General features: G+C 37.4%; 25 protein-coding genes. 14 read left to right on the top strand and 11 right to left on the bottom strand.

Annotated features, from left to right (window positions below; genetic code table 11):
* Positions 1-90: 90 nt before the first annotated feature.
* The 3 genes from AAOP42_RS15170 to AAOP42_RS15180 all read right to left on the bottom strand — a co-directional run bounded on the left by AAOP42_RS15170 (position 91) and on the right by AAOP42_RS15180 (position 3,254).
* Positions 91-1,137: a FecR family protein gene (locus AAOP42_RS15170; RefSeq protein WP_349529390.1), complete on the bottom strand. Its 1,047-nt coding sequence runs from the start codon at positions 1,135-1,137 to the stop codon at positions 91-93.
* Between the two features lie 293 nt (positions 1,138-1,430).
* Entirely contained in the window at positions 1,431-1,916 is a 486-nt protein-coding gene (locus tag AAOP42_RS15175; protein ID WP_349529391.1) for an RNA polymerase sigma-70 factor, read from the bottom strand.
* Positions 1,917-2,135: 219 nt separating this feature from the next.
* Entirely contained in the window at positions 2,136-3,254 is a 1,119-nt protein-coding gene (locus AAOP42_RS15180; RefSeq protein ID WP_349529392.1) for a CapA family protein, read from the bottom strand.
* Between the two features lie 190 nt (positions 3,255-3,444).
* Here AAOP42_RS15180 and AAOP42_RS15185 point away from each other — a divergent pair, with 190 nt between their 5' ends.
* The 6 genes from AAOP42_RS15185 to AAOP42_RS15210 all read left to right on the top strand — a co-directional run bounded on the left by AAOP42_RS15185 (position 3,445) and on the right by AAOP42_RS15210 (position 9,552).
* Entirely contained in the window at positions 3,445-4,623 is a 1,179-nt protein-coding gene (locus tag AAOP42_RS15185; RefSeq protein WP_349529393.1) for an acetyl-CoA C-acyltransferase, read from the top strand.
* A 118-nt stretch (positions 4,624-4,741) separates the two neighbouring features.
* Entirely contained in the window at positions 4,742-6,058 is a 1,317-nt protein-coding gene (locus tag AAOP42_RS15190) for a toxin-antitoxin system YwqK family antitoxin (protein WP_349529394.1), read from the top strand.
* 59 nt (positions 6,059-6,117) lie between these two features.
* Positions 6,118-7,056 carry a phosphoribosylaminoimidazolesuccinocarboxamide synthase gene (locus AAOP42_RS15195; RefSeq protein WP_349529395.1) on the top strand — a complete coding sequence of 313 codons (939 nt, stop codon included), beginning with the start codon at positions 6,118-6,120 and terminating at the stop codon, positions 7,054-7,056.
* A 126-nt stretch (positions 7,057-7,182) separates the two neighbouring features.
* Positions 7,183-7,560, top strand: a complete 378-nt coding sequence (locus tag AAOP42_RS15200; protein WP_349529396.1) for an STAS domain-containing protein — start codon at positions 7,183-7,185, stop codon at positions 7,558-7,560.
* A 25-nt stretch (positions 7,561-7,585) separates the two neighbouring features.
* Complete coding sequence (locus tag AAOP42_RS15205; protein ID WP_349529397.1) at positions 7,586-8,506, top strand: ribonuclease Z; 921 nt, start codon at positions 7,586-7,588, stop codon at positions 8,504-8,506.
* 242 nt (positions 8,507-8,748) lie between these two features.
* A complete protein-coding gene (locus AAOP42_RS15210) occupies positions 8,749-9,552 on the top strand; it encodes a queuosine precursor transporter (protein WP_502947667.1) in 804 nt (267 codons plus the stop codon).
* An 89-nt stretch (positions 9,553-9,641) separates the two neighbouring features.
* On the opposite strand, the gene AAOP42_RS15215 is transcribed toward AAOP42_RS15210, so the two are convergent.
* From AAOP42_RS15215 to AAOP42_RS15240, 6 genes are all read right to left on the bottom strand, one after another.
* Complete coding sequence (locus AAOP42_RS15215) at positions 9,642-10,097, bottom strand: DUF1801 domain-containing protein (protein WP_349529398.1); 456 nt, start codon at positions 10,095-10,097, stop codon at positions 9,642-9,644.
* 30 nt (positions 10,098-10,127) lie between these two features.
* Positions 10,128-10,835, bottom strand: a complete 708-nt coding sequence (locus AAOP42_RS15220) for a Rossmann-fold NAD(P)-binding domain-containing protein (RefSeq protein ID WP_349529399.1) — start codon at positions 10,833-10,835, stop codon at positions 10,128-10,130.
* A 105-nt stretch (positions 10,836-10,940) separates the two neighbouring features.
* A complete protein-coding gene (locus AAOP42_RS15225) occupies positions 10,941-11,411 on the bottom strand; it encodes a DUF1569 domain-containing protein (protein ID WP_349529400.1) in 471 nt (156 codons plus the stop codon).
* Positions 11,412-11,579: 168 nt separating this feature from the next.
* Complete coding sequence (locus tag AAOP42_RS15230; protein ID WP_349529401.1) at positions 11,580-12,188, bottom strand: DinB family protein; 609 nt, start codon at positions 12,186-12,188, stop codon at positions 11,580-11,582.
* A gap of 27 nt (positions 12,189-12,215) precedes the next feature.
* Complete coding sequence (locus AAOP42_RS15235; protein WP_349529402.1) at positions 12,216-12,551, bottom strand: ArsR/SmtB family transcription factor; 336 nt, start codon at positions 12,549-12,551, stop codon at positions 12,216-12,218.
* Positions 12,544-12,963, bottom strand: a complete 420-nt coding sequence (locus AAOP42_RS15240; protein WP_349529403.1) for an SRPBCC family protein — start codon at positions 12,961-12,963, stop codon at positions 12,544-12,546. Before AAOP42_RS15240 ends, AAOP42_RS15235 begins: the two co-directional genes overlap by 8 nt.
* Before the next feature lie 142 nt (positions 12,964-13,105).
* On the opposite strand from AAOP42_RS15240, the gene AAOP42_RS15245 reads away from it, so the two are divergent.
* Together AAOP42_RS15245 and AAOP42_RS15250 are read left to right on the top strand one after the other, a co-directional pair.
* The gene (locus AAOP42_RS15245; RefSeq protein WP_349529404.1) at positions 13,106-13,999 is read left to right on the top strand and encodes an aldo/keto reductase; all 894 of its coding nucleotides are present in this window, start codon (positions 13,106-13,108) and stop codon (positions 13,997-13,999) included.
* A gap of 27 nt (positions 14,000-14,026) precedes the next feature.
* Positions 14,027-14,512, top strand: coding sequence for a hypothetical protein (locus tag AAOP42_RS15250; RefSeq protein WP_349529405.1), 486 nt, complete (start codon positions 14,027-14,029; stop codon positions 14,510-14,512).
* A gap of 143 nt (positions 14,513-14,655) precedes the next feature.
* On the opposite strand, the gene AAOP42_RS15255 is transcribed toward AAOP42_RS15250, so the two are convergent.
* On the bottom strand, positions 14,656-15,942 hold the full coding sequence (locus AAOP42_RS15255; RefSeq protein WP_349529406.1) for a citrate synthase: 1,287 nt from the start codon (positions 15,940-15,942) through the stop codon (positions 14,656-14,658).
* 54 nt (positions 15,943-15,996) lie between these two features.
* Entirely contained in the window at positions 15,997-16,821 is an 825-nt protein-coding gene (locus AAOP42_RS15260; protein ID WP_349529407.1) for a prohibitin family protein, read from the bottom strand.
* 325 nt (positions 16,822-17,146) lie between these two features.
* Here AAOP42_RS15260 and AAOP42_RS15265 point away from each other — a divergent pair, with 325 nt between their 5' ends.
* The 6 genes from AAOP42_RS15265 (at position 17,147) to hemL (ending at position 24,078) form a co-directional block, all read left to right on the top strand.
* Positions 17,147-18,112, top strand: coding sequence for a leucine-rich repeat domain-containing protein (locus tag AAOP42_RS15265; protein ID WP_349529408.1), 966 nt, complete (start codon positions 17,147-17,149; stop codon positions 18,110-18,112).
* Positions 18,113-18,152: 40 nt separating this feature from the next.
* Positions 18,153-18,917: a hypothetical protein gene (locus AAOP42_RS15270; RefSeq protein WP_349529409.1), complete on the top strand. Its 765-nt coding sequence runs from the start codon at positions 18,153-18,155 to the stop codon at positions 18,915-18,917.
* Between the two features lie 133 nt (positions 18,918-19,050).
* Positions 19,051-19,482, top strand: a complete 432-nt coding sequence (locus tag AAOP42_RS15275) for an IPExxxVDY family protein (RefSeq protein WP_349529410.1) — start codon at positions 19,051-19,053, stop codon at positions 19,480-19,482.
* A 12-nt stretch (positions 19,483-19,494) separates the two neighbouring features.
* On the top strand, positions 19,495-20,916 hold the full coding sequence (pyk, locus tag AAOP42_RS15280) for a pyruvate kinase (RefSeq protein WP_349529411.1): 1,422 nt from the start codon (positions 19,495-19,497) through the stop codon (positions 20,914-20,916).
* A gap of 68 nt (positions 20,917-20,984) precedes the next feature.
* Entirely contained in the window at positions 20,985-22,805 is a 1,821-nt protein-coding gene (locus AAOP42_RS15285; protein WP_349529412.1) for an ABC transporter substrate-binding protein, read from the top strand.
* The gene (gene hemL, locus AAOP42_RS15290) at positions 22,786-24,078 is read left to right on the top strand and encodes a glutamate-1-semialdehyde 2,1-aminomutase (protein ID WP_349529413.1); all 1,293 of its coding nucleotides are present in this window, start codon (positions 22,786-22,788) and stop codon (positions 24,076-24,078) included. Before AAOP42_RS15285 ends, hemL begins: the two co-directional genes overlap by 20 nt.
* Position 24,079 lies beyond the last annotated feature (1 nt).

The following is a 24,079-nucleotide window of genomic DNA, read 5'->3' on the forward strand; positions in this document are numbered from 1 at the left end:
GTAAGAGGGTCTGAAAGTTTTCTTTAGCTTACTTCAAGGTTCTTTATTTTTGAGATAGCTCTCTAGCTTGTGTTGTTTGTTTTTCCCATATTATTTTCGTTTTAGAATTACTTTATTGTCTGTGATTTCGAAACTGATTTCCGAAGTGTATGAAATGGCCTTTAATACATATTCAAGACTGTTGTTGTCGAATTTTCCGGTATATCGTTTGTTCATGATATTGTTTCCTCCTTCGAACTCTACGTCCAGGCCATACCAGGCTTTCAATCTGCTCGCTATGTCCTTTTGACCTGCATTTTTGAAAATCAAAATACCATCTTTCCATCCGATTACTTCTTCCATATTGAAAGAGGTAGTGGCTATTTTTCTTTCCTCTCTTTGATATGAAGCCATTTCATTGGGTGTGAGGAAAACCACATCCTCTGCCTCGTCTTTATAATATGAGGCTTTTTTAACTTCAACTTTTCCTGTTACTACTGCTACTTCTATATTATCAGATTTAGCATAGGCCCGTACATTGAATGATGTACCCAATACTGTAGTGGAAATATCTCCGGTTCTAACAATGAATGGCCGGGATTGGTCTTTTTCAACCTCAAAAAATGCTTCACCTTCCAGAATTACTTCCCGGTAGTTTTCCCTAAAGCCTTTTTCGTACCTGATTTTACTATCTGAATTGAGTATTGCTTTTGATCCGTCAGGTAAAATAATGGTCGATTTCCTGCCGTTTGGATTTGATTTTTCGATGAATACTATTTCTTCAACAACAGTTGGTTGATTCGAATATTGATAGACCGAAAATCCGATTCCCAATACAAAAATCAATGAAGCAGCCACTTTCAATAAGAGCCATCTTTGGCCTGACTCTGTTTTTTTATTTCTTCTCACCTTGGTGTGTAAATTTCCACGTTCTAATAACAGGTTGTAGTCGTTGTTTTTTTCTAATACGCTTTGAATAAAGTATTGCTTATCAGGCATACCTTCAGGCATTTTATTGGGCATTTTATCCCATGATATTTTCATAATGGCTGAAACTTCTTCCTTGTTTTTAGGGTCAGACATCCAGCCGTACACATATTCTTGTTCTTCTTCGGAACATGAACTACTTATGAATTTTTGAAGTAATTCTTTTGTCATGATATTATTGCTTATGCTATTAAATACACCGTATTTTTTAGCAGCCCCCACTCTTCTGAAAATATTTTTATCCTAGAGTGATATCATGCAAGTGTTTCTTCTTTTGATTTGGCTTTGAATAGTATTGCAAAACTGATTATCATTTAGGAGAAAAAAAGAGTAGTGTTGGTTATGTTTTAGTTAAGGAATTAACGAAGTTGATTAACCTAATTTTACCAATATTAAGGATATGTGATTTTGAGATACGGGTTGTTTTACACTAAACTTTAGGCAGAACGACTGTCTGAGAGGCCTCAGGTGTAGCTCATGTAACTTCTGAGGTATTTGATGGCACGTCCAATCTGATTTTCAACTGTTTTTTCAGACAGACCCAGTTGCTGTGCAATTTGTTTATTGGAAAGTCCTTCCATTCTACTCATTTTAAAGATTTGTTGTCTTTTATGAGGCATTCCAAGTATGGCTTTTGAAAGAAAAACCTGCATGTCTTCCAGTAATAAGGATTGATCTGTTCTGGTTGATCCTGCTATATCCACCTGAAGCTCTTCTGTGTAAAATCCTTTTCTGGATTTAGTTCTGATGCGGTTTAGTAACAAGTTTTTTGTCATTTTAAATAAATAACCTTCCAAAAAACCCGTAATATCTATTTTGCCTCTGTTTTGCCAGAGTTTCAATAATACATCCTGAACTACTTCTTCTGCCTCTTCTCTGGATTTTAAATAGGCAAAAGACATATTATAAAGCTTTCCTCCATATTGATTGAATAGTAAATCCAAGCCCATAGGGTCTCCTTTGTGCAGCAATCCTACAATATGTTTTTCCTGATATCCGATAAGAATTTGAAGTTTGGGTTAACAACCTATCTCTTGTGTATGTAGGTAAGTTACACATTTAAATACACCATTTTTTACTATACCCCCCGTGTTGATAATGAGTTTTTTTACGGATAAGAAAAATGGAATTGGAAGATTGCTTAGAAAGTAGATTTGAAGGGTACGGAATTAGTTGTTGAAAACAGATAGTTCACTTACTTCTAAATTTTCTGTATTCAGTAATTCCCTGGAGTCTTCCAGAAAAACTTTCAACTGATCGATTTGGGTTGATTCCATTCCTTCAAATTGCTTTTGCTCGTATTCTTTTCCAGAGATTATTTGAAAATTAGATTTACCGCCTATTATGGGTTTGTGAACCCAGATCAAGTGATAGCCGCTTTTTTTGATATGAGTTTCTTTATCAGTTTTAGTTAATGTCAACTCTACCATTGCACCACCATCACGCTTTCTTACTCTTTGGTTCGAAACGAAATTTCCAAGAGAGTAGGCTATGAAAGTTTCTTTAGAATTGTCCAGATTTTTGCGATATTCCATTTTCTGGATTACGTGAGGATGAGAACCAATAATAATGTCCGCACCATTGCTAAACAGGTAATTGGCTAAATCTACCTGATCTGTGCTTGGTTGGGATTGATACTCATTGCCCCAATGTAGAAATACAATCAGTTTATCCAGATTTTGAGTTTTACTGGCTTCAATGTCTTTTGCAATGTTTTTCCAGTCAATTCTATTCACAGTGGTAGGAGAGGGCGTGGGGATGCCATTAGTCCCGTAAGTGTAATTGAGTAACCCTACCCGTATGTTGTTTTTATCCAGAATCAAAAGATTATTACTTGCTTGTTCCGTAGCATTTCTGAAGGTTCCGGTATGAAGAATATTTAAAGAATCCAGCACATCTATGGTTCTGATAATGCCACTTTTGCGCCTGTCACAGGAGTGATTGTTAGATGTAACAAGTACATCTATCCCATTGTTTTGACATGCTACAGCCAATTCATCGGGAGAAGAAAACTGAGGGTATCCCTTAAAAGGAGGGCCTGCCAGAGTGACTTCCAAATTAGCGATCGTGTAGTCCGGCTTTTGCAGGATCGGTTTTATTTTTTCAAAAACGCTATTGTAATCATAGCTGTTGAGGTCATTGTCAAAGGCCGCATTGATTTGGGAGTCATGCCCCATAATGTCGCCAATGAATAGTAAGGATAGGGTGTCAGTATTGCTTTCAGATTGTCCGAACGTATTTGAAGCCAAGAGGATCAAATAAAAGAATATTGATAAGCTCCTTTTCATAAATTACAGTTGTGGAATTGGACTTAAACTTAGACAATAATTTCAATTTACTCTAAAGTGAGGTCTGCCAATAGGTTTCGTTTTGACATTTCCCCCGTCTCAAAAGAGGAATACTCTTATTGTCGCAGAATTGCCTTAACTTTTCAATACCTCTTATTTACATTTGCTTATCAACATTTAACTCAACATCATGCAAGAAGTATTTATTGTTTCAGCAGTACGCACACCCATTGGTAGTTTTGGAGGGGCATTGGCTTCCGTTGCAGCTACCAAACTTGGCTCTGTAGCCATTCGTGGAGCTTTGGATAAATCAGGAGTGGAAGCCTCTTTGGTGGATGAGGTTTTTATGGGCAATGTGGTATCGGCTAATCTTGGGCAGGCGCCAGCACGTCAGGCAGCTGTAGGGGCAGGTATAGGTTATAATGTACCTTGTACTACTGTCAACAAAGTTTGCGCTTCCGGGATGAAGGCGGTAATGCTGGGAGCACAATCGATCATGTTGGGGCATGCTAATGTGATAGTAGCAGGAGGGATGGAAAGTATGTCGAACATACCTTACTACTTACCCAAAGCCCGGTATGGATACGGATATGGTCATGGCCAGTTGGTAGATGGCTTGATGCATGATGGCCTGTGGGAAGCATATAATGGATTCCCTATGGGGAATTGTGCGGACAATACTGCTAAAGAGATGAATATTAGCCGTGAGGAGCAAGATGAGTATGCGATCAAGTCTTACAAGAGAGCGACAACTTCGGTTGAAAAAGGATATTTTAAAGATGAGATAGTATCAGTCGAGATTCCTCAGAGAAAAGGTGATCCGATTGTGATGGATACTGATGAGGAATATAAAAATGTGAAGTTTGATAAAATACCGGGTTTGCGTCCTGTATTTAGCAAAGAAGGGACTGTTACTGCTGCCAACGCTTCTACCATAAATGATGGTGCTTCAGCACTGATTCTTGTGAGTGGAGTTAAATTAAAGGAACTTGACCTGACTCCTATCGCAAAAATACGTGGTTTTGCAGATGCAGCTCAGGATCCTATTTGGTTTACCACTGCTCCGTCTTTGGCAATACCCAAGGCGATGAAAAATGCGGGTGTTGCAAAGTCAGATGTTGATTATTATGAAATCAATGAAGCATTTTCTGCTGTTGCTATTGCCAACAACAGATTGTTGGAACTGGATGTGGATCATGTAAATGTTTTTGGAGGAGCAGTAGCTTTAGGTCACCCTCTTGGCTGCTCTGGAGCAAGAATCATCACCACTCTCAATTCGGTTTTGACTCAAAAGAATGCCAGTATTGGTGTGGCTGGTATCTGTAATGGTGGTGGAGGTGCTTCTGCTATTGTAATAGAGAAGGTATAGTAGAGCCTGTTCATTTCAGATAGATTGACAAAAAATAAGTGAAACATAATCTACTGCTATCTTCCTCGTTGTATTCGAAAAGTTAAAATATTTGTGTTGTTGGTTTTTTAGTATTGTTATGAGAATTCACTTTCTGTTTGTAATCATTTTTTTATTTTCTGCCTTCACAGCCTTTTCTCAGACAAAAATTATCAAATATCATTTTGAGGGAAAGGGAAAAATTAAAGAACAATATACAGTTTCTGACAATGACAGCACTAAAATGGATGGAGATTATTTTGCTTATGATGTAGAAGGAAACTTGGCCGTAAAAGGACACTACTCGATGGGTGTCCGAGATGGAGAATTCCAAAACCTCTATCCAAACGGAATAGTTCAGCGAACCACATATTATCAGAACGGCTTGAAAGAAGGGGTTACCAAGGTATATAGTGAGGAGAATCGTCTTATACAAGAGGGTACTTTTGCTAAAGATACACTTACAGGAGTACTTACAACCTATTACCCGGATGGAGTCATTAAAAATACCACGGAGTTTGCAGCGGGTAAGCCTAATGGCCTGGTCAAGGAGTTTTACCCAAGCGGAACTTTGAAAGAGGAGATCTCTTACCTCAATGGGAAGCAACATGGTTTGAATAAGACATATTATGAGTCTGGCACTCTAAAATCGGAGCTGAACTACACCAATGCTGTATTAGACGGACACATCCGTTCTTACTATCCTAATGGGCAATTGAACAATGAGACATTTCAAAAGAATGGCTCGAAGGAAGGTTTTTATAAAAAATATTACGAAAATGGCCAACTGCAAACTTCTGGAAACTATTCGAAAGGGATGTTAAATGGGAATATCATTTCCTACTACGCTTCAGGAGCAGTAGAGCAAGACCTCAATGTCGTCAATGGGTTCAAGGTTGGGATCAATAAGACATTTTTTGAGAATGGAACAGAGAAAAGCATCACCAGCTATTCAAACGATGAGAAGAACCGCAGTATTAAAGAATATGACAGCCAGGGGAATTTAACGGCTGAGATGCAGTATGAAGACGATTTGAAAAGTGGAGCCTGGAAGTATTATTTTCAAAAAGGAAAGCTCAAAATAAAGGAAGATTACCTGCTGGGAAAACTGGAAGGGAAACGCATGACTTACGATGAAAAAGGAAATGTAATAAAGGAGGAGAATTTTCTTAAAGGGAAAAAGAATGGAACGGAGACTGTTTTTCATCCAAATGGAACTCCTGCAGAAACTTTTAATTACAAATTTGACAAGCTAAGCGGGTTGTACAAGAAGTTTTCTAAATCTGAAAAAGTAGAAATAGAGGGAGAATATTCCCGTGGATACAAGCATGGAGAGTGGAAGTACTACGACAAAAAGGGCAATGTCGAAAAAATAGAAAAATATAAAATGGGAAGATTAATGGAGAATGTTGAATAATTGCATTTTTGTCTTTTTCGACGGGAATAAATTTTAATTATATGCCTAATTTTGGAGATATGAAAAAAGCCATTAAATCTACCGATTTTCATTTCCCGGGTCAAACCAACAAGTACGGAGGAAAAGTAAGAGACGTATATACCGTAGGAGACAAACTGGTGATGGTTGCCAGTGACAGGATTTCTGCGTTTGATGTAATCCTGCCAGAACCGATTCCATATAAAGGCCAGGTGCTGAACCAGATTGCTGCAAAATTTCTTGATAATACAAAATATATTGTACCCAATTGGGTAGAGTCCATACCTGATCCAAATGTAACGATAGGCAAAGCCTGTAAGCCGTTTCCGGTAGAAATGGTAATACGTGGCTATCTGGCAGGTCATGCAGCCAGAGAGTATAAAGCAGGAAAAAGGACATTGTGCGGCGTAAGCTTACCCGAAGGGTTAAAAGAAAATGACAAGCTTCCAGAGCCCATTATCACACCATCTACTAAAGCAGTGGAAGGTCATGACGAAGATATTTCAAGAGAAGAAATCCTGTCACAAGGTATTGTAGAGGAGTCATTGTATGTTCAACTGGAAGATTATACAAGAAAACTATTCAAAAGAGGTACAGAAATAGCTGCTGAGCAAGGATTGATTTTGGTAGATACAAAATATGAGTTTGGCCTTTTCGAGGGGAAAGTAATTTTGATAGATGAAGTGCATACGCCGGACTCTTCGAGATATTTTTATAAGAACACCTATCAGGAACTTCAGGATAGCAATAGTCCACAGCGTCAGCTTTCCAAGGAATTTGTTCGACAATGGTTGATCTCGCAGGGATTTCAGGGAAAAGAAGGCCAGGTAGTGCCGGAAATGGATGAAAACATGGTAACTTCTATCTCTGAACGCTACATTGAGTTATACGAGCAGATCACAGGTGAGACTTTTGTAAAAGATACCACCGAAGATGTTCTTAAAAGAATGGAACAAAATATTTTAAATGCGTTAGGATAACAATGCCTTCGTATTCAGCAAAAAACAAAGTCTTTATAAAATTGATTAATTTTGATTCAGCCGAATGAGGTTGTAAGTTTAGTAGATTAAAGGCCTGATTTGATTATTTTAAATAAATAGTAACAGATGAAATATACAATAGACAGACAAGAAAAATACAACATATTAAAAGTAGAGAATGAAAAGCTTGACTCTACAGTCTCTCCTGAACTTAAATCAGAACTACAGGCCATTCAGCAACAGGGAATTCAAAATATGATTGTTGACCTTACTGAAGTAAAGTACATAGATTCATCCGGATTAAGTTCGTTACTGGTTGGCAACAGAGTGTTTACAGAAAACAAAGGGACGTTTATACTGGCTTGTGTATCCGATCATGCAATGAAACTTATTAAAATCTCACAGCTTGACAAGGTACTCAATATACTGCCGACTGTTGAAGAAGCCGTTGATGCTGTTTTTCTATTGGAAATAGAAACTGACCTGCTGGGTGAAAATGAGTAATCAACCCTTATTTTAAAATTTTATTTTGCCAATTTCCCTTACAATATTGGGTTCAAATGCAGCTGTTCCTGCTCATCAACGCAACCAGACTGCACAGTTTTTGGCAATAATGCATCACGCTTTTTTAATTGATTGTGGTGAGGGAACCCAACTTCAACTCAAAAAATACAATATAAAAGCAAATAGAATCAATCACATAATGATAAGCCACCTGCATGGCGATCATTATTATGGGCTTATGGGTTTGATCTCTTCCATGCATTTATATGGCCGAAAGAAAGATTTGAATATCTATGGGCCACCCGGGTTATTGGAAATTATTTCTATTCAGTTGAAATATTCTGATACTTCTCTCAACTATAAAGTCAATTTTAAAGAATGGACTCCTAATCTGTCTGAGTTGATCTATGAAAATGACAATCTAACAGTTCATACCATACCACTGGATCACAGGGTCAATTGTTCCGGTTTTTTATTTAAAGAGAAACCTAAGAAAAGGAGAATTGACAAGTCTAAAATCAATGAGAACCTGACACCTCTGCAGATTATTGGTTTGAAAAATGGTGAAGATTTGTTGGATGATGATGGAAAAGTCATTTCGAGCAATGAAGAGATGACTTTTGAGCCGCACCCTGCTTATTCTTATGCCTATTGCTCTGACACTAAATACAATGAGCTCATAGTTCCTCAAATAAAAAATGTCAGCCTGCTCTATCACGAAACCACTTTTATGGAAGACATGACAGATAGGGCAGAGATGACTTTTCACTCCACAACCAAACAGGCAGGAAAAATTGCAAATTTTGCTAATGCAGGTCAGTTGATCATTGGGCATTTTTCTACTCGATACAAAGATCTGGAACCCATGATCGAGGAAACCAGAGAAGTCTTTCTCAATGCTGAGTTGGCTATAGAAGGTAAGACCTTTGAGATAGGTGAGGTTTGAGATTGCTTTTCCATGTTTGTATTGAAAAAATATTGCGCCAATCATAAAGATTTAGTTTTCTGTTGATATTATTGTAAGACAGTCTAAAGTGGCAATCGCATTTAAAAATAAATCCTGCTTACCGCACAAGTTGCGGTATCTTTTAAGGATACAATCAATCCTAAGAGACCCCTGAACTGGTCAGGGGATAGCCGGGATTTTTAAAATGCGTTTGCCACGGGCAGTCAACGAATTAATCAATTGTGAATCAAACGGAAGCCACTTTACAATCTAAAAAGAATAACCTTTTCCTGGTATTGGCAGGAATATTTATCACCAATGCATTGCTTGCAGAGATTGTTGGGGTTAAGATTTTTTCGGCAGAAAAAACCGTTGGGTTGTCGCCTGCTCAAATCAAACTCTTTGGAGAGTTTGTGCTTGACTTTAACCTGACAGCCGGAGTAATATTATGGCCTGTGGTGTTCATCACTACCGATATTATTAATGAATATTTTGGAAAAAAGGGAGTAAAGAAAATTAGTTATTTGACAGCAGGGCTGATAGCATTTTCTTTTGTTGTCATTTACATCATCACCATCCTACCACCCGCTGTTTTTTGGTTGGACATCAACAATACTGATGGTAGTGGCGGAACTTTCAACATAGATTTTGCTTTTAAAAAGATTTTTCGGCAGGGACTGGGGATCATTATAGGTTCGCTTACAGCGTTTTTAATCGGACAACTACTGGACGTATTCATATTTCAAAAACTCAGAAAATATACAGGATCTAAAATGATTTGGTTGAGGGCAACCGGATCTACTCTGGTGTCACAGTTTGTGGACAGTTTCGTAGTATTGGGTATTGCTTTTTACATTTTTGGTAATTGGTCTTTGTCTCAGGTTGCTGCTGTAGGGGTGATCAATTACATCTACAAATTTGTAGTAGCCATTGTTCTGACACCTCTTATTTATTTTGCCCATAATATCATTGACAGTTACCTTGGTAAGGAAGATGCAAACCTGATGGCAGAAGAAGCCACTAAAGAGAGCAATTCTTTTTTCTGATTTTTCTATAAGTTTGATGCCAGAGTGAGGCCAACCTACAGAGAAAGTACGATTGACAGGAGTAAGGTTTTATTGTAAAAGAAAATCGGTTAGCACTGTCCTTTGGTATTTCGTTCTTTTTGATACATTTCTACAAACTCTGATAATTGGAATGAGGCAATAGCATTACCAATAACTTCCAGCGGCAGGTTTTCAATTTTTCTAAATCGAATACAGCTTTTACCCATATCTGGCTTTTTTCCTGAAGCCAGATAATCTTCCATGAATTGTTTTTTCAATTCTTCACTGGCATACACTCCACTAAGGTAAACAGCCATGTGATTTTTTTGTGATGCTAATGCAGCATACATGAGAGGTTTTTTATTGTAAGTATCCGGGCATATTGCCAAAGGAACCTCGTAGCATATCATGCCCCAGTTCATCACTTCTTCATATCCTTCCGGTAAATGATTGAGTATGACTTCACGTACCTTTTCAATCTGTGGTTTTCTATCTTCCGGCAACTCATTTAAATATTGCTGTATGGTGGTGGCTTTGCTTTGCATAGAAATAGGCTTTTGTTAAAATTAAAATATTTAAACCAATTCCATAGGATCAGGATACTTAAATTGGTAGCCTAATATTTTTTTGAGTTTGTTGTTAGAAATTATTTTATGTGAGGTCAGTGAATTATCAAGAAACTCAGGTGGTTCCAGGCCAAGGGTTAGGGCAGCTTTGGTATAAAATTCTTTTCTACCCGGGTGCTTGTCCGAGCAGCAGTTGAATACTTCATTCCAGATACCTTTTTCAATAATTTTGTTGATAATTGCTATGCAATCATCCTGATGTATCAAATTCACGGCTCCATTATGGTTATCAAGTCCTTTCTTTCCGGCTAAGAACCTTCCTGGCTTGCGATCATATCCATACAAACCAGCCATTCGAAGGATGGTAGTGTCAAATTTATGGTTGTGAAATAGCAAATTTTCTACCTCAAGAAGCACTTTGCCGGAAGCAGAATCCGGTATTCCCTGAAACTCTTCTGACACTTCACTATTGGCATTGGGATATACTGAAGTGGAACTGATGAGTATTACTTTTTCAACAGAAGACCTTTCAACAAAAGGGATGAGCTTGGTTATTTGGTTCTGGTAGTCATTTTGAACTTTTACTCTGGGAGGAATGGCAATGATTAAAATGTCACTTTTTAAAAAATCACTTAGTTTGGAAACAGAATCCTCATTTCTTAAGTCAATTAAAAATGGGTTTATATGATTTATTTTCAGTAAATCTAATTTGCCCAAAGAAGTAGTAGAACCATTTACTGATTTTCCTTCTTTAGTTAACCCGATGGCCAGTGGTAATCCCAGCCAGCCACATCCTAATATGCTTATTGAATTGTTCAGAATTTATACCCCAAATTGATTCAAATGATAGTCAATGTGTTTGTACATGGACCATCCTTTTTCTTCTTCTGTCATCGGGCCAAAAAGTGGGTGCTCTTTTTTAGCAGCTTCTTCTTTGGGATCATTTACAAACTCGTCCATGATGTTGAGTAGTCGTTTCTTTTCAGTTTGAAAATCCTTTTCTTCAGTCTGTTTGTATTGAGGATGGGTTTTGGTGTTTTTAGGATAAGGATTGTTATCTACCACCAGTTTGCGAATAACACCCTTAATGATTTTGATATAGAAAGGGGTATTGAGTAGTGGTTTTCCATGGGTTACTTCTACTATTTCAGCACAATGTGCCAGCATTTGGGCTACAGTCATTTTACCCCATTCCGGTTGAGTATCCGACGATAATGATGCAATTCGTTGTATAATACTTGCATAATGGTCTTCATCATACAAGCTGCAAATTTCCAGTTTTTCCTCTGACATAGTATTTCTTTTCCTTATTTTTCCCTAAAACGAAAATAGTTATTTTTTGTAAAGTGGAGAAATTACAATTGAAATAAAGTGGTTAATGACAATATTTAGTCGGAAAGAATGATTAGGTGGTGAACAGGGATTTGTTCACCACCTGTTTTTTTAAAATGATCAAATCAGTTATTTCGGAAATCCTGTACTATTGATTATTTCTTCAATTTGTAAAACGTGCCTTTTTGTATGGCTTGACATAAAAAGTATCACCTGATAAGCATCAGCAGTTCCGAAAGGAAATTGAAAGAAATGGTTTCTAAGGTCATCTTGAGTGTTTTTTAGATAATTTATACTTGTTTTTCTACTAGTTTTAAAAGCTTTCAAAGATCCTTTGTAGGAATTAAATTTGTTAGAAGGCTCGAATACTTCTTGAGTTTTTACTTTTTTACTTCTGTCCGCTATCATTTGTATCAACTGGTCATCGGAAAATTGAGCCTTTACTTCTTTATCAGATTTTTCCTTTAGAGTTCCTCGAGCCATGGAAAATATTATTTCCTCGGAGATGGCGATATGTTCAACACATTGTGCAATTGACCATGAATCTTCAGAGGTTTTGTAGTTCAATTGCTCCATTGTTAGGTTTTTTACCGTTTGGAGTAATAAATCATTGGTTTCATTTAAATAATTGATTGCTTTGGTTCGATCATCGGTGGAGATGCTACCTGAATATGCTATGTCTCCAAATAGCATGCAAGTTACAAGTAAGGGTAAGTGAATTCTTAGCGTTTTTGTCATGATTTCATTGTTTAATGATAGAATATATTATGCATTCGATTGTGATTTTTTGTCAAGAAAATCCCCAAGTTTATTGAGTTTGTTTTCCCAGAATTTCTCGTAAAAGGTGATCCAATCTCGAATTTCTTTTAGTGGTTCCGGGTTGGCAGAGCAATAATGTTCGCGTCCCTTATGGTTCGTTTCTATTAGTCCTGCCGCTTTCAATAATTTAATATGCTTGGTTACCCCTTGCCTGGTTATGTCAAAATGTTCTGAGATTTGTGTTATAGACAAAGCCGTAGTGGCAACAATCAGTACATTGAAAATTTCTCTTCTGGTGGGATCTGCTATTGCCTTAAATATGTTATTTAGCTTGTTAGACATGTTTTTTTTCTTTTAAAAACTTTTCCAGATTTGATATGCAACTGCTCCACCCGCCAGAGAAACTTTCAAACATCGTGGTAGCCATTTGTTTATTAGGGTAGTTGCTGATTCCCGAATGCTCTAACGTTAACAGGGTACCATGTTCATTTTCTTGTAAAGTCCAGGTAACTATAGTTTCAACTGCTGTATCTCCCACAATCCATGTATATGCCAAAGTATATACCGGATCAGCTTTCAATACTTTCCCATTAATGACGGTGTTTTCGTGTGTGAAGGTGTACTCATATCCGACCTTAGCTTTAAAATCGGCTTTGATAAACCATGAGGAGATTTCCTCAGCTTCAGAGATAGCCTTCCATACATCTGAAATGTTTTGTGAATACTGGTGAACTTTTTTAATAACGTCTTTCATTGTTTTAATATTTAGTTTGATGTTTCGCAACTTTATGGTTGCAATATTAAACAAAAACAATAATGCAACCAAAAGGTTTCTTAATTGTTTTTTATAAAATAATAATTTGCTTTACCATTGTTAGACTTAAAAGAAAATGACAATGAATTACAGAAACCTGGGAAAATCCGAATTGAGCATTAGTGAGATCAGCTTTGGTTGTATGTCATTAAAGGTTGGGGAAAAGGACAACCAAAGAATACTAAACAAAGCTGTTGATAATGGCATCAACTATTTTGATACTGCAGACCTGTATGACAAAGGCGAAAATGAGAAATTGGTTGGAGCCGCATTGAAAAATAGAAGGCAGCAAATACTAATAGGCAGCAAAGTAGGCAATCAATGGAAAGCAGATAGAAGTGGCTGGGATTGGAATCCCAGAAAAGAGTATATACTGAAAGCAGTAGAAAATAGTTTGAGCCGATTGCAGACCGATTACATTGATTTGTATCAGCTTCATGGCGGTACGATTGATGATCCAATTGATGAAGTAATTGAAGCTTTTGAAAAATTGGTGGAACAAGGAAAAATCAGGTATTATGGTATTTCTTCCATACGTCCGAATGTGATTAGGCAGTATGTGTCAAAATCAAATATTGCCAGTGTGATGATGCAATACAGTATGTTGGACAGGCGTCCGGAAGAAAGCTGTTTCAAGTTGCTTGAAGAAAATAACATTGGAGTATTGGCGAGGGGAGGATTAGCCAAGGGGATTTTGGTAGATAAGCCTGCTATTCAATATTTGAACTACAGTGAAAGCGAAGTTCAAAATGTTAAAAAAGCGATATTGGAATCAATTAAGAATGAAAAATATGCAGAGCAGATAGCCCTGCAATTTGTCCTAAACCCTACAGCAGTTTCTTCGGCTGTAGTGGGCATTAGGACACTGGATCAATTAAACAAAGCATTGGTAGCAATAAAAATTCCAGCTCCTATTGATGAAATTCATTATTTACAATCGATTATTCCTTTAAACTACTACGAACTCCATAGATAAGAATGGTGCGATGGCTATCTTTGACCTATGAAAGCTTCCACCATTCATCAACTAAAAAATGAACTAAAAACCCTGGAAAAGGATGATTTGTTGGAACTGTGTCTGAGACTCGGGAAATACAAAAAAGACAACAAGGAATTGCTCACCTATCTGTTGTTTGAAGCACATGACGAGCAAGGGTATATTGAGTCTGTCAAAAGAGACATGGATGAACAGATGGAAAGCATCAATACTCGGAATACTTATTTGGCCAAAAAGACCCTGAGAAAGGTATTGCGGTCAGCCAACAAGTTCATTAGATATTCGGGAAACAAGCAAACTGCCGTGGAGGTGTTGATGTATTTTTGTACTATTCTCAAAGATTCGGGCATTCCGTTGTATCAAAGCAGGGTGTTGACCAATATGTTTGACATGCAAATCAAGAATATAAAGGCGGCACTCTCTACTTTGCATGAAGACCTGCAATATGATTACCAGCTTGAATTAGAAAACCTCGAAATGAAACGTCTATGAATTGTGTAACCAATAAAAGATGCTACGAAACCAAAGAGGCTCTGATTCGAAACAGATTGCGCAATCATAATGCTCCAGACAATGGGCAAATAAAAAGGGCTGTTTTTTCAAACAGCCCTTTTTATAATAAGGCGATTTTTAATTTACCTTTTATTGATATCGACGTAAGGTCTTTGGTTTGCACCAGTATAAACCTGTCTTGGCCGTCCGATTGGCTCTTTGTTTTCTCTCATTTCTTTCCATTGAGCAATCCAACCCGGAAGCCTGCCAATAGCAAACATCACGGTGAACATGTCCGTAGGAATTCCCAATGCTCTGTATATGATACCTGAATAGAAATCTACGTTCGGATATAATTTTCTTTCCACAAAGTATGGATCATTTAAGGCAACCTCTTCAAGCCCTTTTGCTATGTCCAAGACCGGATCAACTACTCCAAGAGACTCTAATACTTCGTCAGCGGCTTTTTTGATGATTCTGGCTCTTGGGTCAAAGTTTTTATATACTCTGTGTCCAAATCCCATCAACCTGAAAGGATCGTCTTTGTCTTTAGCCTTATTCATCCACTTGTTTATATCACCCCCATCTTCTTTTATGGCTTCCAGCATTTCAATCACAGCCGAATTTGCTCCACCATGAAGAGGTCCCCAAAGTGCATTGATACCAGCAGAAAGAGAAGCATATAAACTTGCCTGAGACGAACCAACGATCCTAACGGTAGATGTAGAGCAGTTTTGTTCATGATCAGCATGTAAAATCAATAGCTTGTCAAGGGCATTGGCTACAACAGGATCGATCACATGATCGGTAGAGGGCAACCCAAACATCAGGTGTAAGAAGTTGCTACAGTAGTCCAGATTGTTTTTAGGATAAACTACAGGCTGTCCAATTTTGTTTTTATAAGCCCAGGCTGCAAAGGTCGGTAATTTGGCAATGATACGAATAATGCTCATTTTCACTTCATCCCAAGACCTGTTTGGATCAAGGCTTAGTGGATAAAAAGCTGTCATTGCAGTTACCATAGACGACAATACACCCATAGGATGGGCAGAAGATGGAAACCCATCTAATATTTTATGAAAATCTTCGTGAATTAATGTATGGTTGGTGATCTCATGCTGAAAACTTTCTAATTCAGCGGCTGTTGGAAGTTCACCGAAAATCAATAAATATGATACTTCAAGAAAAGATGATTTGTCAGCAAGTTCTTCGATAGGGTATCCTCTATATCTCAAAATACCTTTTTCACCGTCAAGAAAAGTGATGGCACTTTTGGTAGCACCAGTGTTTTTATAACCCGGATCTATTGTGATAAGGCCCGATTGAGCTCGTAACTGGCCGATATCTACTGCTTTTTCATTTTCAGTACCTTCCACAACCGGAAGTTCATAAGAATTTCCGTCTAATTTAATTTCTGCTTTTCCTGACATATTTCTCTAGTTATCAATAAATAAAAAATCCTTTCGAATATAATCAATTTGGGTTTAATTGTTTCCTAAAATCAAAGGAAGACCATCTTTACCACTTCCAATTACGATCACTTTGCTATTTGGTGATTGAGATAGCTCTGTAGTAGCTTCAATACCTCTCATTTTAAGTAGTTCTGGTGTTAAACTGTTGTTGATGATCTTATTTGCAGCTGCTTCTCCTTCAGCAGCTATTCTTTTTCTTTCCGCTTCACTTTTTTCTTTGTCTAGTCTAAACTGATATGCCAGAGCTTCTTGTTCTTGCTGCAGTTTGTTTTCAATCGCTTGTTTGATTTGAGCAGGCAAGTTGATAGATCTTATCAACAATGCTTTCATTTGTACATTGTTGTTCTTGTTTCCTAATACAGCTTCCGTTTCACTTTTTATTGCAGTTTCAACTTCAGACCTTTTCGTAGAATAAATCTCCTCAGCTGTGAATCGACCCATTACCTGTCTTACCGATGATCTTACTTCTGGTATTACCAATCTGTTGATGTAATCTTGTTGGAAGGTTTCTTGAATGTAACCTATTCTGCTTGGTATAGGACTGAATCGGACAGATACATCTACACTTATAGAAAGCCCGCTTTTGTCTAAGACATCCATGGCCTCTTCTACTTTATTTTCGGATACATCAAATGTGTAAATGGTATTCCAGGGAGCTTTGGTGTGGAAGCCCGGCCCCATTATGTTTTCCTTGTCAAGCCCCGATCCAAATTTGTAAAACATTACTCCTCTTTCAGATGGTCCGAGAGTGTAAAACAGGCTTGAGGATAAACTTATTATTATAAATAAACCTACTACTATTATTACCAGAAAAGGAAGAAATTTTTTATTATCCATTTTTTATATCTTTTTATTTGAGAGACAAAAATAAGGTTTAGAGATCACATTCTTATATTATTTAGACAATAAGAAAGCGTGGTATCAGCCAACCATTTACATTCTCTCTATTTCCAAATTCAAGGTATATACCCTTTTGCAGTTGCAATGCAAATTTGGTGATCAAATGAATGATAATTGGAAATTTTGACGATTATTTGCGAAAGTATTAATAATTCAGCAAAAAAGCCATCATTAACAAAGTTTTCGAATATACCGTCTCGGTGGTATGTTTTTCAGTTTGATAAACGCATAAACTTGTAGTATAGATTAATAAGTGAAAATTATGGAAAATATACTACTGGTTGTATCATTGGTTTTGTTTATTGCCTTTATCATCGGAATGTTTAAACCTTCTGCAGTGATTAAAACCGGGAGTCCTGGCAGGGGTAAGGTGCTTCTTTTCTTTTTCCTGCCTTCTTTTATTTGTTTTGTTACAGTGGGTGTGCTCGGAAATAAAAAAACAGAAGAGGCTCTTAAAAACCCTGAAGGAGTTGAAGAACTTAGCTTAATATCAAAAGGATATGATAAAGTACCAGAGTTATTGAAGGATTTTAAAGACTTGAAAAAACTTAGTTTGAGGAGCAATAAGATAAAAAATATTGACAAAACAATTCTTGCTATGCCCTTGTTGGAAGAGTTGGATTTATCTTCTAACCCAATAGAAGAAATTCCTGATTGGATTACCGGGCTTACGAACTTAAAAAAGCTTGTTTTGGACAAAACAAAAATTGACACTATTCCACCTGCGGTTTCTTCTATGGTGGAAAATATTTCATATAACAATACTCCTTTTGAAGAAAGGCAACTGAATGCCGGAAAAATGGCTGAAAAAGCTAGTGAGGAAGAATCTGAAGGAGATATAGAAGGTGAGAGTTTTGGGGATTTCGCAATTAGAAAACTAATGGGCAATGAGCATGGTTATAAAAGAAGTTTCAAGAAAGGGGATTTGTACTACATCAAGCCAGTGACTAAGGCTCAGGCTGACAGCTTAGGGAACTTTTTGGTGGAAGCAGGTTTTTTTAATGATGATAACAAAGTATCCATGCAAATTATTTATAATTCTGCTGCTGAAAAACCCGTGTATGAGTTGAGAGCTATTACAGCCAAAGAGATGGATGAAGAAATCAAAAATGCATTTAAACTGCAAGCACTTTTTATCTCATTAAGAGTATTTGATGGTCAGCCAGTTGATTTCCATCTTTGCGACGACCAGTTTAACACTCATACCATTTTATCGTCTGCCGACTAATCCATTTGGCAGACAGATACTTTGTACGTAATTTGGGTAAATGAAAGTATTTAAATATTTCATTTTACCTCTGGTTATTCTAACAGGAACTGTTTTCTTGGTTTATAAAATAGTGGATGAGCCACTTCCTGAAGGGAATTCCGGAGAAGAAGCCGACTTATTGGCTAAAAAAATGCTGGAATCTATTTCTGATGATGCATGGCAAAATACAGGAGCAGTACAATGGGAATTTTCAAGCCGAAAAGGAATCAACAAGCACCTTTGGGATCGTAAGAGGCATTTTGCTCAGGTTGAATTTGAAGGAAATCTCGTTCAAATTGATATCAATAACAGGAGGGGAGTAGTATTGAACAATTCACACTCACTATCAGAACTTAGGAAAGCTGAGTTATGCGAAAAAGCATGGCGGTTATGGATTAACGATTCTTTTTGGCTCAATCCGGTTTCAAAAGTATTTGATCCCGGAGTTTCTCGTAAAATAGTGAAATTGGAGGGAACAAAACAAGCTTTGTTGGTTACTTACGAATCAGGAGGGGTTACCCCTGGAGATTCGTATTTGTGGATATTGGATAACAACTTTCGTCCGCAAGCCTGGAAATTCTGGGTCTCTATCATACCTGTTGGTGGCTTGGAGTTTTCCTGGGAAGGGTGGGAACAGCTACAAACTGGAGCTTATATCTCTACTATACACAAAGGTGTGATTGATATATCTGTTAACAATGTAGCAGGAAGAGGTACACTCAATGAGTTGACTGGAGGCAAAGATATTTTCAGTGGCTTTCAAAGAGCGACAGTTCAGTTTTAAATACCGAATAGGACAATGATTTTCCTGATGCACTGTTTGGAGACCTATTTTATTATTCTTTCAAATAGGTTGGCTTCAGTATTTGATTTTGATAAAATAGTTCTCACTTTTGGCATCTCAAATTTCCTGAGAGATGAAGAAGACAATAAAACTCAAAGCTGAATATGACTATAATTTTCACCTGTTAGGAATAATATCCAAAGCCAAGGAATACACTTTGTCATGGGCGATCAATAATTCATTGGGAATAGAACTAAAGAAGGAAGAAGATTTATTTATCGATATAAAAAATGATAAAGAGCTAAAAGTGTCCAACTATGGCTACCAGACCGAAAGTGCGGGATACTATTTGATTAAAAACAAATTGGAAGAGGAAATTGAAGGAGAACAGGTTATTTTTGCACCTTCCCTTAAAACGTTTGACTACATTTTGAAAATAGAATCAGACAACAATAACCCATCCATAAATGATATCTACAATGTTTTTAGATCAGTTGATCAAATTCAGTCTGTACTGAAGTTAGATGTGAATAAAATTAAAGAGAAAGAATATTTTTTGTTGTAAACCAAACCAAATATGCATAAAAGAGCTAAAATTCTAGCCACTGTAGGACCTGCCAGCAATACCAAAGAAAAACTGATACAATTGATTGAAGCTGGTGCTGATGTTTTTAGATTGAATTTTTCTCACGGCACTCATGAAGATCACCTCAAGATAATTAATCTTATCAATGAAATCAATGAAGAGCGAGGATTGAATATTTGCATTCTTCAGGATTTGCAGGGGCCAAAAATAAGAATTGGCCAGGTTGAAAATGACGGAGTAGAGATCGTTTCTGGAGAGCAGTTGATCATTTCCATCGAAGAAGAAATATTAGGAACCAAAGAGAAAGTAAGTACTACATATAAGTCACTGCCACAGGATGTAAATCCCGGAGATGTTATTTTGATAGATGATGGAAAGATTCAGGTCAAAGTATTGGATACTATAGGTGAAGAAGTAATTACAGAGGTAGTATATGGTGGTGTGTTGAAGTCTAGAAAGGGAATAAACTTACCGGATACAAAAATATCTGCGCCATCATTGACGGAAAAAGACAGAGAAGATCTTGAGTTTGGATTGAAGCATAATGTGGAGTGGGTGGCACTTTCCTTTGTGAGAAATGCGAAAGACATCACTGATTTAAGGAAAATTATTGATGCCCATCAAAGGGATACTAAAATAGTGGCCAAAATAGAAAAACCGGAAGCACTTCTGGAGATAGATGGGATCATAGAAGCAACAGATGCCATCATGGTAGCCCGGGGAGATCTGGGTGTGGAGATTGTTATGGAAGATGTGCCTATGGTTCAAAAGAGGATCACAAACAAGTGCAATAACCTTGGGAAACCGGTAATTATAGCTACTCAGATGCTTGAGAGCATGATTGACAACCCGCGTCCGACAAGAGCGGAAATCAATGATGTAGCCAATTCCATTCTTGACGGAGCTGATGCAGTGATGCTGTCAGCAGAATCGGCCTCTGGTAAATATCCGATTGAGTCTGTGAAATGCATGGCAAATACCATATTGTCTGTTGAGAAAAAAGCGAGCGTAATATTCAACAAATACTGGAATGTAGATAGCCCTACTACAATGATCAATGATAAGCTCATCAATTCAGCTTGTCGGTTGTCTCATGATGTGGGAGCCAAAGTGATTGTAGGAATGACCAAAACCGGAAGTACTGGTTTTAGCCTGGCTAAAATCAGGCCAGAGGCACCTATTTACCTTTTCACTGACAACAAGAGAATTCTTAGGACAATGAATCTAGTTTGGGGAGTGAAAGGTTATTATTATGACAAGATGAATAAAATTGATCAGACCTTTCAAGACATTTCTTCTATATTGAAACAGGAGGGCATTCTTGATAAAGATGATGTTTATATTGGTACTGCTTCTATGCCGCTTCATTGGGCTGGCAGGACCAACATGATGAAATTGAATGTAGTAAGTTAAAATTTTCAGCCAGTCATCCTTTGGGTGATTGGCTGCTTTTATTATATCCTGCAACCTAAACTCCAGTATTGAAAAACAGATTTAAGATATATTGTTTATTCATTGTACTGTTTCACTTTTCTCTGTTTGTACAGGCTCAAAACGAGCAGGAAACATTCTTGCAAGGGAAACAATACCTGAATGAGGGCAAATACAATTTCGCCATGCAATCATTTGAGAAGCTGGCAATTCCTGATGCTACTCATGCCTTTAAAGAATATGCGTCGTTCTATTATGCACTGGCTGCATATAAGAACTATGACTTTGGTTTGGCAAGATCCATGTGGCTACAGATGGAATCGAAATATCCGCAATGGAAGAAAATTCAGGAAGTATATTACTGGCTTTCTGAAGTTTACTTTCAAGAGGGAAACCTGGAAAAGGGAACGTATTATGCAAAAAAATCAAACCTGAGCGATGGTGTTGGAGTAATAGATCACTATTTATCTGAAGTGGATGATGTATTGGTTCTTAAATCTATATACGAGGCATTTTCTGATGACAAAAATGTTGCAATGGCATTGGTGGCTGCAATCGACAAACAACCTCTTTTTGAAAGAGATTTTGATTTGATAAAACAGCTTACTGAGAAATTTAATTTTGGGCAGTCACTTCTTGGTTTTTCTCAGATTGGAGAAAGTGTAAAAAAAGATTTTTATCGGGTAGCGGTATTGTTGCCTTTTATGTTTGAAGGCCTTGACGATACAAGAAGGGTAGAGAGAAATACTTTTGTAATGGATCTTTATCATGGTATTGTACAAGCTACTGGTGAATTGAACTTGAAAAATAAGCTAATTGAGGTTTTTCCTTATGATACCAAAAGAGACAAAAGAACAACAGCTAATATATTGCGGCAGGAAGAATTGAAAAGCATGGATCTCATTATTGGTCCTTTATATCCCGAGCCTAGCAAACTTACTTCAAGCTTTTGTTTTGAAAACAAGATCAATATGATCAACCCGGTTTCGTCCAATAGCGTAATTACCGGTGATAATCCCTATTCTTTTTTATTCAAACCTACACATGAAGTGCAGGCATTGAAAGCGGCAGAATTTGCAATCGACACTTTTCAGAGTAACAAAAAAAACACTTACATCTTTTTCGATGATGAAAAGGATTCCATTATGGCGGATTTGTATGCTAAAAAAATCAAAGAAGCTGATTTTGAGATAGCCGGAAGCTTGAAAATAGATGATGAAAAAGTACAATTTGCTTATGAGCTACTTACCGAAACCTATGAACAGAAGCTTTCAGAAGAAGAAGCTGATAGTATTAGTAAAATAGAGGGACGAATAGTCAAGGAGAGTATGCCAAAGTCAAAAAACGATTCGGCTTATTTTTATGAAGAACATTTTGTAATCGAGAAAGACAGTATTGGACATATTTTCCTGGCTTCATCAAAGCCACTACACGCATCACTATTTATAAGTGCAGTAGAAATAAGAGGTGATAACATTCCCATCGTCGGCAGATACGATTGGCTTAAAGATGAAATGCTGACCATCGATCAAATGGAACGGCTTGGAGTTTATTTTATCAGTCCCGATTATGTGTTAAGAAATAGTCCTGCTTTTCTTAAGTTTAGAAGGGATTATCAGAAAGAATACAGGGAAATGCCGTCTATGAATAGCATGCTGGGCTATGAAGTGATGATGTACACAGGCGAAATGATGAAGAAATATGGTCATTATTTCCAGAGAGGAGCATTGCAGGAAGGGTTTGTTCCTGGGAAACTTTTTTATGGAATAGACTACAAAATATTTAACAGCAATCAGGTAGTACCCATCACACAATTTATCAATTCAGAATTGCAACTAGTTAATGCTCAATATGATATCAAAGAAGAATAGCTCACAATTATTTTCGAAAGCACAAAATTTCATCCCCGGAGGAGTTAATTCTCCTGTTCGGGCATTCAGAGCGGTAGGGGGAGATCCTGTCTTCATCAAGTCTGCAAGAGGTGCTTTTATGTTCGATGAGGACGGAAATAAGTTTGTTGATTTGATCAACTCCTGGGGACCTATGGTTCTTGGTCATGGAAATGAGGCTATAGAGGAGGCAGTAGTAAATGCTGCAAAAAGATCTTTGTCTTTTGGCGCACCCAATGCAGCGGAAGTAGAGATTGCTGAATTGATCATAGAGATGGTTCCATCAGTAGAAAAAGTGCGTATGGTAAATTCCGGCACTGAAGCTACTATGTCTGCCATCAGGCTGGCGAGAGGATTTACAGGAAAGGAAAAAATTATTAAGTTTATCGGGTGTTATCATGGACATGGAGATTCTTTTCTGATCGCAGCTGGTAGTGGAGCGGCTACAATGGGAGTGCCCGATAGTCCCGGGGTAACTAAAGGGACAGCCTTGGATACATTGAATGCCACTTATAATGACATAGAAAGTGTGCAACAACTTGTAGATCAAAACAAAGGAAAGATAGCTGCCTTGATTATTGAGCCAATTGCTGGAAATATGGGATGTGTTCTTCCTTCTCCACAGTTTTTGGAGCAACTTCGGGAGATTTGTACTAAAGAAGGAATCGTTTTAATTTTTGATGAAGTGATGACAGGGTTTAGAGTGGCAAAAGGTGGTGCTCAGGAATTATATAACGTAATGCCGGATTTGACTACAATGGGTAAAATTATCGGAGGAGGTATGCCGGTAGGAGCGTATGGAGGAAAAAAAGAGATTATGGATTTTATCTCACCACAGGGGCCTGTCTATCAGGCCGGGACATTGTCGGGTAATCCGGTCGCCATGGCCGCAGGGTTGGTTATGCTACACCATTTGAATGACAATCCGAGTGTCTATACTCAATTAAATGAGACAACCACTTCCATTGTGAATGGAATAAAACTGAACCTGAAAGAACTGAACCTGAATTATACCATCAACCATGTTGGCTCAATGTTCAGTCTGTTTTTCACAGATAATATCGTCACAGATTTTGAGTCAGCAAAAACATCCAATCTGGAAATATTCTCTTCTTATTTCAATTCAATGTTGGAAAAAGGTGTTTACCTTGCTCCATCTCAGTATGAGACTTTGTTTGTTTCTACTGCTATTACCAATGCTGAAGTAGCCTCTATTGTAGAAGCAAATAAAGGATCACTTTTGGCTTTGGTGTGAA

Origin of the sequence: Reichenbachiella sp. MALMAid0571, assembly GCF_040151475.1 — a bacterium.
Classification (GTDB): domain Bacteria; phylum Bacteroidota; class Bacteroidia; order Cytophagales; family Cyclobacteriaceae; genus CAXBNB01.

Excerpts from the sequence above, each read along its gene's own strand:
- AAOP42_RS15175 (WP_349529391.1), bottom strand. The coding sequence starts at position 1,916 with ATGGGCTTGGATTTACTATTCAATCAATATGGAGGAAAGCTTTATAAT.
- AAOP42_RS15245 (WP_349529404.1), top strand. The coding sequence starts at position 13,106 with ATGAATTACAGAAACCTGGGAAAATCCGAATTGAGCATTAGTGAGATC.
- AAOP42_RS15250 (WP_349529405.1), top strand. The coding sequence starts at position 14,027 with ATGAAAGCTTCCACCATTCATCAACTAAAAAATGAACTAAAAACCCTG.
- AAOP42_RS15235 (WP_349529402.1), bottom strand. The coding sequence starts at position 12,551 with ATGTCTAACAAGCTAAATAACATATTTAAGGCAATAGCAGATCCCACC.
- AAOP42_RS15255 (WP_349529406.1), bottom strand. The coding sequence starts at position 15,942 with ATGTCAGGAAAAGCAGAAATTAAATTAGACGGAAATTCTTATGAACTT.
- AAOP42_RS15225 (WP_349529400.1), bottom strand. The coding sequence starts at position 11,411 with ATGTCAGAGGAAAAACTGGAAATTTGCAGCTTGTATGATGAAGACCAT.
- AAOP42_RS15230 (WP_349529401.1), bottom strand. The coding sequence starts at position 12,188 with ATGACAAAAACGCTAAGAATTCACTTACCCTTACTTGTAACTTGCATG.
- AAOP42_RS15260 (WP_349529407.1), bottom strand. The coding sequence starts at position 16,821 with ATGGATAATAAAAAATTTCTTCCTTTTCTGGTAATAATAGTAGTAGGT.
- AAOP42_RS15195 (WP_349529395.1), top strand. The coding sequence starts at position 6,118 with ATGAAAAAAGCCATTAAATCTACCGATTTTCATTTCCCGGGTCAAACC.
- AAOP42_RS15170 (WP_349529390.1), bottom strand. The coding sequence starts at position 1,137 with ATGACAAAAGAATTACTTCAAAAATTCATAAGTAGTTCATGTTCCGAA.
- hemL (WP_349529413.1), top strand. The coding sequence starts at position 22,786 with ATGATATCAAAGAAGAATAGCTCACAATTATTTTCGAAAGCACAAAAT.
- AAOP42_RS15265 (WP_349529408.1), top strand. The coding sequence starts at position 17,147 with ATGGAAAATATACTACTGGTTGTATCATTGGTTTTGTTTATTGCCTTT.
- AAOP42_RS15185 (WP_349529393.1), top strand. The coding sequence starts at position 3,445 with ATGCAAGAAGTATTTATTGTTTCAGCAGTACGCACACCCATTGGTAGT.
- AAOP42_RS15190 (WP_349529394.1), top strand. The coding sequence starts at position 4,742 with ATGAGAATTCACTTTCTGTTTGTAATCATTTTTTTATTTTCTGCCTTC.
- AAOP42_RS15240 (WP_349529403.1), bottom strand. The coding sequence starts at position 12,963 with ATGAAAGACGTTATTAAAAAAGTTCACCAGTATTCACAAAACATTTCA.
- AAOP42_RS15275 (WP_349529410.1), top strand. The coding sequence starts at position 19,051 with ATGAAGAAGACAATAAAACTCAAAGCTGAATATGACTATAATTTTCAC.
- AAOP42_RS15270 (WP_349529409.1), top strand. The coding sequence starts at position 18,153 with ATGAAAGTATTTAAATATTTCATTTTACCTCTGGTTATTCTAACAGGA.
- pyk (WP_349529411.1), top strand. The coding sequence starts at position 19,495 with ATGCATAAAAGAGCTAAAATTCTAGCCACTGTAGGACCTGCCAGCAAT.
- AAOP42_RS15215 (WP_349529398.1), bottom strand. The coding sequence starts at position 10,097 with ATGCAAAGCAAAGCCACCACCATACAGCAATATTTAAATGAGTTGCCG.
- AAOP42_RS15180 (WP_349529392.1), bottom strand. The coding sequence starts at position 3,254 with ATGAAAAGGAGCTTATCAATATTCTTTTATTTGATCCTCTTGGCTTCA.
- AAOP42_RS15200 (WP_349529396.1), top strand. The coding sequence starts at position 7,183 with ATGAAATATACAATAGACAGACAAGAAAAATACAACATATTAAAAGTA.